The sequence below is a fragment of the Moorena sp. SIO2C4 genome (assembly GCF_010672485.1).
GTDB classification, from domain to species: domain Bacteria; phylum Cyanobacteriota; class Cyanobacteriia; order Cyanobacteriales; family Coleofasciculaceae; genus Moorena; species Moorena producens.
The window spans coordinates 1-7,958 of sequence record NZ_JAAHGN010000261.1 but is presented as its reverse complement, the minus strand read 5'-3'; the positions used below and the strand labels follow the sequence as shown (position 1 = coordinate 7,958).

General features: G+C 42.6%; 9 protein-coding genes and 2 pseudogenes. 6 read left to right on the top strand and 5 right to left on the bottom strand.

The window, feature by feature from the left end; all coding sequences use genetic code 11:
* Both F6K20_RS15450 and F6K20_RS15445 read left to right on the top strand, forming a co-directional pair.
* Positions 1 to 304, top strand: a pseudogene (locus F6K20_RS15450) (hypothetical protein); the annotation flags it as partial.
* A gap of 369 nt (positions 305 to 673) precedes the next feature.
* Positions 674 to 808 carry a hypothetical protein gene (locus F6K20_RS15445; protein WP_287295216.1) on the top strand — a complete coding sequence of 45 codons (135 nt, stop codon included), beginning with the start codon at positions 674 to 676 and terminating at the stop codon, positions 806 to 808.
* 741 nt (positions 809 to 1,549) lie between these two features.
* On the opposite strand, the gene F6K20_RS15435 is transcribed toward F6K20_RS15445, so the two are convergent.
* From F6K20_RS15435 to F6K20_RS15425, 4 genes and pseudogenes are all read right to left on the bottom strand, one after another.
* Entirely contained in the window at positions 1,550 to 3,094 is a 1,545-nt protein-coding gene (locus tag F6K20_RS15435) for a WD40 repeat domain-containing protein (RefSeq protein WP_353736761.1), read from the bottom strand.
* A 102-nt stretch (positions 3,095 to 3,196) separates the two neighbouring features.
* A pseudogene (locus F6K20_RS39955) lies at positions 3,197 to 3,241 on the bottom strand (hypothetical protein); the annotation flags it as partial.
* Positions 3,242 to 3,314: 73 nt separating this feature from the next.
* Entirely contained in the window at positions 3,315 to 3,620 is a 306-nt protein-coding gene (locus tag F6K20_RS15430) for a hypothetical protein (RefSeq protein ID WP_008182394.1), read from the bottom strand.
* Between the two features lie 161 nt (positions 3,621 to 3,781).
* A complete protein-coding gene (locus tag F6K20_RS15425) occupies positions 3,782 to 4,285 on the bottom strand; it encodes an RNase A-like domain-containing protein (RefSeq protein ID WP_008182395.1) in 504 nt (167 codons plus the stop codon).
* A gap of 187 nt (positions 4,286 to 4,472) precedes the next feature.
* On the opposite strand from F6K20_RS15425, the gene F6K20_RS15420 reads away from it, so the two are divergent.
* The 4 genes from F6K20_RS15420 to F6K20_RS15405 all read left to right on the top strand — a co-directional run bounded on the left by F6K20_RS15420 (position 4,473) and on the right by F6K20_RS15405 (position 6,955).
* Positions 4,473 to 4,769, top strand: coding sequence for a pentapeptide repeat-containing protein (locus F6K20_RS15420; protein WP_008182397.1), 297 nt, complete (start codon positions 4,473 to 4,475; stop codon positions 4,767 to 4,769).
* A gap of 227 nt (positions 4,770 to 4,996) precedes the next feature.
* The gene (locus F6K20_RS15415; protein ID WP_267872015.1) at positions 4,997 to 5,119 is read left to right on the top strand and encodes a hypothetical protein; all 123 of its coding nucleotides are present in this window, start codon (positions 4,997 to 4,999) and stop codon (positions 5,117 to 5,119) included.
* Between the two features lie 9 nt (positions 5,120 to 5,128).
* Entirely contained in the window at positions 5,129 to 6,310 is a 1,182-nt protein-coding gene (locus F6K20_RS15410) for an exonuclease/endonuclease/phosphatase family protein (RefSeq protein WP_008182401.1), read from the top strand.
* Between the two features lie 516 nt (positions 6,311 to 6,826).
* Positions 6,827 to 6,955 carry a hypothetical protein gene (locus F6K20_RS15405; RefSeq protein WP_267872016.1) on the top strand — a complete coding sequence of 43 codons (129 nt, stop codon included), beginning with the start codon at positions 6,827 to 6,829 and terminating at the stop codon, positions 6,953 to 6,955.
* A gap of 133 nt (positions 6,956 to 7,088) precedes the next feature.
* Here F6K20_RS15405 and F6K20_RS15400 read toward each other — a convergent pair whose 3' ends face one another.
* Positions 7,089 to 7,661 carry a PEP-CTERM sorting domain-containing protein gene (locus tag F6K20_RS15400; protein ID WP_287253859.1) on the bottom strand — a complete coding sequence of 191 codons (573 nt, stop codon included), beginning with the start codon at positions 7,659 to 7,661 and terminating at the stop codon, positions 7,089 to 7,091.
* Between the last annotated feature and the right edge of the window lie 297 nt (positions 7,662 to 7,958).

Sequence of the window (7,958 nt, the reverse complement as noted above, 5' to 3'; positions counted from 1 at the left end):
ACTGTTTCCTGTTCCCTATGCCCTGTTCCTTCCCTCCCGAGGTTCAGAGCTTCGTTCACGAAGCTCAGAGGTTCAACCGCGAGGCTCAGAGGTTCGTTCACGAAGCTCAGAGGTTCAACCGCGAGGTTCAGAGGTTCAACCGCGAGGCTCAGAGGTTCAACCGCGAGGCTCAGAGGTTCAACCGCGAGGTTCAGAGGTTCAACCGCGAGGTTCAGAGGTTCAACCGAGAGGTTCAGAGGCTCAACCCCACACTTCCCAAACTAACCCAACTCATTGCTCTGTTCTTATCAGAAAAACACCATAACACAAGTACCCTCATGGGTACTCTCAAAAGTCGATTTATTGTTTATAATAAAACCCACACTTTTGAGAACAGGAGTAATTCACCAACACCCAATACCGTTCGATTAAGCCCCCCAGCCCCCAATTTTGGGGGAGCAAGATGTTTAAAAGTCCCCCAGTATTGGGGGATTTAGGGGGCGAAAAAAATTACTTGAGCGACTAACCGAACAGTAATTCACCAACACCCTTGATTCCTAAACAACTGATAGCTTAATGGTTACCTGATAAGACCTAACTGTTACTGTGATTCCGTAAGTATTCAGCTATCAGCGTGTCGCGTATCAGCGTGTCGCGTATCAGCGTGTCGCGTATCAGTCAAAGGCCTTGGCCTATGGCCACCCTACGGGAATGGGCACGTTACTTGAAATGCTATCAGCTTTTGAATCAAACAGGTAAGCATTGGTTTAATAGTCACGAAAGTCAAATCCCTTGTGCCCTGTGCCACAAAGCAACTCAAGTAGCGTGAGCTAAAAGCTGACGGCTGACGGCTGAATGCTTACGTGATTCCAGTCACAAAACCCTTAAGGTTAGTGTCAAAAACTAAGGAAATAAATCACTGTAGTGTTATAGTAGTTTTATAACTATTCCAAAATTTTACCTACAAAGTCATCGAGACCTAGAGGGTTCACAAGTTTTGCCCCAAACGTTCACAATATCTCGATCTCAGGTAATCAATCGGTGCATTTTGTGAATAGTGTTAACCAAAATAGGGGAGCATCCAAGCCCGAAAGAATTCTTTGATAATTAATTAGGACTTACCCATTGCCCCCTAAATCCCCCAAACTTGATACTGCTGGCGAATTTAACATTTAGAAATATCAGCCTGAAGACAGCAGTCTTTATAGCCCCCCAACCCCCAATTCTGGGGGAGCATGAACTTAAAGTTACCCATCTGCTACCCTTGTGTAAACAAATATTAATTTCGCCAACGGTATCAGAATTGGGGGATTTAGGGGGCTTTAATAAAACCAAATGATCGCACATTCATTCCTTAATTCAGCAACGCCCCCAACACAGCAACGGCGAATGAAACTGGGAGCCACGCTTTCAAGGAAGTAAGGCGTGGTACCTCACCTGAGTGAATAAAAAAAAACTAAAACCATTGATTTTACCTAAAATCATTACCAGGGTTGGGTTTCACTATCTTCAACCCAACCTACGAAGCCAAAAAAGTCAATCAAGTAGGGCATCTGAAATCATCAGGATTTTATCTAGGATCGCTGTGCTCTAAACCAAACACCTTCCGATCTCCTGGTGAAAGCTGATAAATTTTAGCTGTTTGCAACCACTCATATATATCCTCCGGCTTGAGCCACACCCTGGCAGTGCCATTGCTGAAAGCAGTGAGGATTTTGGTGCCATCGGGAGAAAAGACGGCGGAGTTCACAGCAGCATTATGGTCTCTCATCACCAGGATTAACCTACCGTTTAAATCCCACAACCTGGCAGTTTTATCCTCAGAAGCAGAGAGAATTGTTTTACCATCGGGAGAAAACACCGCTGAATTAACATCAAACATATGTCCTTTCTCACGACCTCCTCCAAAGGTTCGGATCAGGTTTCCATTCAAATCCCACAGCTTTATCGTGTGATCTGCTGAAGCAGTGAGAATTGTTTTACCATCAGGGGAAAAGACGGCGGAATTAACAGCATCTTGATGTCCTTTAAAATTAGTAATTATTTCTCCGTTCAAGTTCCACAACTGCGCCAGTTTATCCTTAGAAGCCGTAAGGATTTGCTGGCCGTTAGGAGATAGGACAGCGGAATTAACTACCCCCTTGTGTCCTTTGTACTCTGATATTTCTATAAGTTCACTGCCACTAAAATTCCATAACTTGGCAGTTTGATCGTAAGACGTAGTCAGAATTTGCTGGTCATCTTGGGAAAAGCTGGCAAATTTAGCACCACTCCTACCGAATATCGTTAAGTTATTATAGTGATCATGTAAATTAATAGCCATGATCAGGCGATCGCCTTTTCCATTCCATAACCGGGTTTTGCCATCATCGGAAGTCGTAATAATATAGTTACCATTAGGGGAGAAAGCTGCTGTTTTTACAGAACAGTGATTCGAGACATCACAGCCATGAGGAAGTTGCTTAAGCAATTTTCCGTTCAGATCCCATAAATAAGCGTTTTTATCGGTAGTGGCTGTCAAGATTTTTGTGCCGTCAGGAGAAAACACAGCAGAATTCACAGATGCTGAATGTCTAAAACTAGAATTAACTGGTTGTTGGGTGATATCCCATAACTTGACTGTAGAGTCATCAGAGGCGGTGATTAGTTTGTCTCCATGGGGAGCAAACGCTGCAGTAGTAACCGATAATTGATGACCGATTAATTTAGCGATAACTTTTCCATCCAAATCCCAAATTTTGGCAGTATTATCATCACTAACGGTAATAATGTGATTACCGTCTGGGGAAAACAAGGCTTTTTTGACTGCCTCGGAATGTCCTTTCAAGGTTTTAATTAAGTTTCCATCCTTATTCCATAATTTGGCAGTGCCATCTTCAGAAGCAGTAAGGATTTGATCACCGTCTTGGGAAAATAAAGCAGAATTAACCCAATCGCTATGTCCATTAAATATGTGGATAAGCTCACCATTGTGCTCCCACAATTTAGCTGTCTTATCTTTACTAGTAGTAATAATTTTAGTTCCGTCTGGAGAAAATACCGCAGAGGTAAGACCGCAATGATAATCCTTTATATGTACATGCCAACAGCTATCCTGATTTAGAGTTGTGATCAAATTCCCATCGTTATCCCATAATTTCGCAGTTTTGTCCCGTGAAGCGGTGAGAATTGTCTGACCATCTGGGGAAAAGACAGCAGAATTAACCTGGCACTGACCGTTGCGGACGCAATCGTGCCCTCGTAAGGTATTGACCAAATTGCCTTACAAGGTGGGTAAGGACAAATTATCAAGTTTCGAGTATAGTTTAATCGGGGAAATATAGCTCTTCCGTACTTTACTCTCCTCCGGATACTTTATCAAGGCAACTTTCCAACAGGTCGAGCATCTGTGTTAGCCATTTTCTAGCACTTTCTTCAGTTTCAAAATGGCGATTGGCATAGTCACCCACATCTTTCCAGGGAAAGGAGGGAGAAGCCAAAGCAACCCGTCCTTCGGCAATTATGGTACGATGCCACTTGGCAAGTTCTGGATTGTTGCAGCCAAGAACTACCTCTTCATCACTTTTACCTTCAAAATCAGCTTCAGCAAACTCCCCAGCAAGAAAACTGTAGAGATTTTCGTAGTTAGCTTTTTGGCTCATGGGTAGATTTTTGGTGTATAGTTAATTGCTAATGTTGAGTAATGACTGAAAATTGGAGAATTAGAGACTGAAGATTAAATAAATACAAGATCTTATAGTTTAAGCAAGGGTCACTCTAAACTATAAAATCTACACTATAAAATATACAATCCCCTGAGCAGTTATCTAGCGGGATATGACGTAAGAAGTAAGCAATCTCCTTTTGCTGTTTTTTTCATAACCGCACGCAACTTTCTACTATTAGAAATATTGCTCATAGAAGCAGGACGGCTAGCCACACGACCAACTACTTCCCTAGCCCTATAGTTAACAGCTCGCTTTTCACCTCTAGCAGCATCAAGAACCCAACTATTTAATCTATTCCGGTTGGCTCTCAAAGCAGCTTGAATATTAGTGGCAGCAGTTCCCAAATCGCTATAGGTGCTAGCTGCGCTGATTCTGGGAGCATTAATTAATCGGTCTACTAGTTGTTGATCACTTTTACCAACATGGCGATCAATAGTGTGACCACCAAGGTACTCCTGTCGTTGTAACCAGTTCGAGGAAAAATTACTCGGCACGCATTGCGCAGAAGCTGATTGAGTGAAGTATAAACTCTGTACAAGAGTCAAAACAGCCAATAGTCCAGCACTCTTGGCTAGGGATTGTTTCCAATGGGTAAGCATCTTAAATAATGTCTGTTTTTACCTACTATTCCCAGCAGCTTTTTGATTGTAACATCCTGAGCGACTGCATCAAGACAATGAAAGGAGGTTCAATGGGCGACTGACTGTATCAGGGATGAGCTGATTGCCGTCAAAGCTGTATAGAGTAAAATTTTGATGAATATATTAATTTTGGTTAAGTCAACCTATGTCTAATCAAGAAATTCGGCCAGAAGCGCAACCGTTAATCGATCGCTCTATAGAGGAGAAAACTAAGGACTTTTTGGAGATAGGGAGAATTGCTGGTCTTAATACAACATCCGATTGTGCAGGTGCTGATCTCAGCGGTGCTAATTTGAGTAGTGTTAACCTCAGTCGTGTCAATTTGAGTGGTACTAACCTCAGATGTGCTATCCTGGGGGATATCAACTTGAGTAAGGTCAATCTGAGTGATGCCAAATTAGAGAAAGCCCGGTTGGTAAATAATGTAGGATTTTCTGAATAAATGAAGCTTGAATTGAAGGAAATGGTAGCAATTTTTGAAGATGCCAATGATAATAATGGTTTGACAATTCTGAATCGTTAAATACAAGGTAATAGAGAATAAGGCAAGAGGGCATAGGCAAAAGGCAAAAGGCAAGAGGAACCCACCCCTAACCCCTCCCAGGAGGGGAAGGCAAGAGGCAAAAGGCAAGAGGCAAAAGGCAAAATTTAATAAAGTATATAGGTATTTTGGGTAACTCTTCCCGATTCCCGATTCCCGATTCCCGATTCCCGATTCCCGATTCCCGATTCCCGATTCCCGATTCCCGATTCCCGATTCCCTTTTTTTATCAATCCTATGTTTACATTTAAAATAATATTATGTCTGAATTTACTCCAAAAGAATGGGGTGAAATACGAGAAACTTTGGCTGACGATCCTACTAAGTATGGATTGCCTAAACGGGAATATGGCTCGGTGGTGTTGGGGTCATTTAATATCAGAAAACTGGGGGCGGTAACTAAGCGCAGTCCTCAAACCTGGGATTTTTTGGCTCATGTTTGTAAGCACTTTGATTTGCTCGCTGTCCAAGAAATCATGGATGACCTGAGTGGTTTCCAGGAGTTGAAGGGGCGGATGGGGTCAGAGTTTGGTATGATTGTGTCTGATCGAACTGGGGTGTTTCCTAATGAACCAGGATTAGGGGAAAGACTGGGATTTATATATAATTTGTCGATGGTTAAGCGGGGTGAAGTGGTCTCAGATATTTCTTTTGACCGTACTAAGGTGTTAGAAACCTTGGCTCGTAACTATGATCAGGTCAATCAGGCTATTTTACCCTATGTGGAATATCTAAAAGAACTGGATCAGTGGAATTTAAATCAGTTAGGGAAACGCCCGAAGAAGCCGAATGTTAGGATGCCAGTGTTTCTAACGTTTGCTCGCCAACCGTTCTGTGTCAGCTTTAGAATTGTTGGTCATCCTGGTACTAACCCCTATGAGTTTATGGCGGTTAATGCTCATCTGTATTTTGGTGACTATATCTCAGATCGCCGTCAGGAATTTGATGCACTGATGGCATGGATATTAGGACGGTTTATCCAACAGGATAGAGCCTATTATCCCAATTTTATCTTATTAGGGGATCTGAATCTAGATTTTGATAATCCTACTACAGACCGTGACCGGATTGAAAAGCATATCAAGATGTTTAATGCTAAGGTGAGAGGGGAAGCAAATGTTAATTTTCCGTTCTTAGATCCCCATCCACAGACAAACCAAGTCTTGCGCACTAATGCTAGATTTACGGAAACCTTTGACCAAATTGGTTTGTTTAATTGGGATCAGCGTCTTCCTACTTATAAGGAACATTCCTCTATGGGTGAAAACCCACGAGGACCGGATTATGGTGTTTTTAATTTTGTTGAATTGTTTAGTGATGCCTTATACAACCGAGGGGTTAGTGAGTTATCAGTATCCCAGAAGAAGGCATTTTTTCGACGGTTTGAACATGAGGTAAGTGACCATTTACCGTTGTGGTTACGACTCCCGTTGCCGGATTGAAGTTGCTGATCATTTTGCTAGTTTGCTTAATCAATTCTTTTAAACAGCAGATTGTATCTTCGGCAAACTGCCCTTTGGTGAGTTCAGGGGTAATGTTAATGGCAAAATCAACAATATGACTAGCGATTTCTGGGGGTAAATCACCAACTAGGTCTGGATTATCTATCAGTGAATCCCGTCTGTTGTTATGGTAGGTCATGATTATTGGATTATTTGCTTGTGTTACTAAGCTAATTAAGAGTATACTATAGGAAAACCGTATTTTTAACTAAGTTAGGGAACGGGGATTGGGGAAGTTTGGGGAGATAGGGAGATAGGGAGATGGGGAGATAGGGAGATAGGGAGTATTGAAACAAGCGATTCGGCGTTCGCGCAGCTTGGCCTACGGCCACAGCCGACGCTACGCGAACGCATTTACCAAACTCTTCACTTCAATGGTTACCCATTAGTCATTGTTGCTATTTACAATAGCGCTATATTTGACACGGGGAAATAAGGATAGCGCTAGGGGATGAGATGCGATCGCACAAACCCATAACAATAGCGCTAGAGGATGAGATGCGATCGCACAAACCCATAACAATAGCGCTAGAGGATGAGATGCGATCGCATGATTGGGGCGATGGACAAAATTTTGATGACTAAGATGACTAGAAATTTGCCATTATCCTAGCTATTAAGGGTTGAGTATTAACGGTCAACGGTCAACACTCAACCCTTAACACTCAACCGTCAACTTTCAACTTTCAACTTTTAACTTTCAACTCCCAAAACTCTTCTAAGCGTTTTGAGAGGATCCCTTCTTTTTTCCCAGCAGCAAGCTAGCACCAAGCACACTTAACCCTAAAATAGTAGCAGGCTCGGGAACTTTACCCACTTTAGCGTAAGTGACACTACCTTCTCCAGAACCGAGAAAGAAATCACCATAGGTAAAGAAGTCGCCTCCTATGCGGTCATTGTCTTCGTCACGGATTTCAAAGGGAAAATCGAAAACGAAGAAATTGGGAACAAAATTCAATCCCAAAAGCTCCCCATCCTGAAAATCAACGTAGGGACCTACAGGAAACAAGAAATCATCTGCTTCAGTGTAGGTGACACCATTAAAGTCGAAGACTACCGATAGGTCATCGCTCCGAGAGTTGAATCTTTCGAATCCGCTGTCAAATTGGAAGGTGTCATCATAGGTAAAATACCCCTGATAAGAGTTGCCAGCCAAATCCCCTGTCTCTACATCTACGGTAAAATCATATTTGATAGTTGCAGCAGAAACAGGTTGGGTTGGCATTACAGCTAGACCCAAAGCCACACTAGCGGCTGCCAAAACCCCTGACTTATGGAAGAGATCAGCCATCGTAAAATTCTCCTTGTTTCAACCTGGTAGAGCGTCTTGAATCAAGCGCTAGTCTTTTAAAACTCGTAAGCATTCAGCCGTCAGCGGTCAGCCGTGAGCCTAAAGCTCACGCTGCTTGAGGTGCTTATTTTATTCAAAAGCAACTCAAGTAGCTTGGCCACAAGCCTTTGGCTGATAGCTGATAGCTGATAGCTGATAGCTGATAGCTGATAGCTGATAGCTGATAGCTGATAGCTGATAGCTGATAGCTGATAGCTGATAGCTGATAGCTGATAGCTGATAGCTGATAGCTGATAG